This window comes from Fusibacter sp. (genome assembly GCF_057447755.1).
The window spans coordinates 1-1660 of record NZ_JBVBZF010000512.1 but is presented as its reverse complement, the minus strand read 5'-3'; the positions used below and the strand labels follow the sequence as shown (position 1 = coordinate 1660).

Annotated in this window: 2 protein-coding genes; both read left to right on the top strand. The window is 42.3% G+C overall.

Annotated features, from left to right (window positions below; translation table 11 throughout):
- Positions 1 to 999, top strand: a 999-nt coding sequence (locus AC220I_RS22250; RefSeq protein ID WP_486726060.1) for a TIM-barrel domain-containing protein, incomplete at its 5' end; no start/stop codon positions are given.
- A gap of 14 nt (positions 1000 to 1013) precedes the next feature.
- Positions 1014 to 1660, top strand: a 647-nt coding sequence (locus tag AC220I_RS22245) for a transaldolase family protein (RefSeq protein ID WP_486726059.1), incomplete at its 3' end; no start/stop codon positions are given.

The window sequence follows — 1660 nt, the reverse complement described above, 5'->3', positions numbered from 1 at the left end:
TTTGACCATGCTCTAAAAAACGACTACTTTGTCAAAAAACAAGATGGAAGTGCTTATATAGCAGATTTTGGCGAGTTCTTCTGTGGGACCATGGACCTCACAAATCCTCATGCAATGACTTGGTATAAGCAAATCATTCAGCAAAACATGATCGACTTAGGCATTAGTGGCTGGATGGCAGATTTTGGAGAGTATATCCCAGTGGATGCCGTGTTTTATAACGGAAAAACTGGGGTGGAAATGCACAACGAATACCCTGCGCTATGGGCTAAATGTAACTATGAAGCCATAAAGGAAAGAGGCATGCTCGGCGAGGTTGTCTTCTTCATGAGAGCTGGCGGCGTCGGTAATGCAAAATATTGTACCCTTATGTGGGCAGGTGATCAAAGTGTTGACTTTACAATCCACGACGGATTGGCGTCCACCATTCCAGCCAGCCTTTCGCTAGGGCTTATGGGAAATGGTTTAACACATTTTGACCTGGGAGGCTATACTTCGCTCTTTGGAAATACACGTACAGAAGAACTCATGCTCAGATACTTGGAGTATTCGGTATTCACACCTTATATGAGAACTCATGAAGGCAATCGTCCTGATGAAAACTTCCAGTACGATGAAAGTGATCACTGCTTAAGACAATTTGCTGTATTTTCTAAACTAAGACATCAATTATTGCCTTATGTAAGACATGTCATCTCAGAAAATGCCAATACTGGCTTAGGCGCTATGAGACCCCTCTTTATGCACTATGACGACCCGGCTTGTCTGGACATGACTTATGAGTATCTCTTTGGAAGAGATCTTTTGGTGGCACCAGTCCATGAACAAGGTAAAGACGAATGGTCGGTCTATTTGCCTGAAGACGATTGGATTCACCTATTTACAAAGGAAAAATATACCGGAGGCACCGTGACGGTTAAAGCGCCTGTGGGCAGCATTCCAGTATTTTATAGACAAGCGTCCTCGTTCAAAACACTATTTGAATCAATTCAATTATAAAAGGAGAAAATCGCATGAAATATTTTTTAGACAGTGCCAAAATGGATGAAATCGAATATGCATATGAATTTTTAGGAATAGATGGCGTGACGACAAACCCACGTCACATCAAGCTCAGTGGAAAGCCCTTTAAAACAGTCATTAAAGAAATGGCTGAATGGGTTAAATCTAAAGGCATAGAAGGCGTTGACAAGTTCCCTATCTCTATTGAAATCAATCCACACCACGACAAGTGGGAAGATATGGTTGCAGAGGGAAAAGAATATTCAGCGATCTGCTCCAACTTTGTCATCAAAATTCCATGTACAGAGCAAGGCATTATTGCGGCGAGAAAGCTTGAGCAAGAGGGTGTTAGAACCAACGTGACTTTAGTATTCTCTCCATCTCAAGCCCTTATGCCAGGTAAGGCAAACTGTCTCTTTGTTTCACCATTTGTAGGCTGGAAAGAGAACAGTGGCGAAGATTGCAATCAGTACATTCAAGACATCGTTGACATCTATAGAAACTATGATTTCAAAACAGAGATCATCGTTGCTGCCCTTAGAAATGGAAAGCAAATCAAAGACGCTGCCCTAGCAGGTGCGGATATCGTTACTTGCGGCTTACAAGTCTATAAAGATGCACTAGAGCATCCGTTTACGACATATGGCCTTGGCGTGTT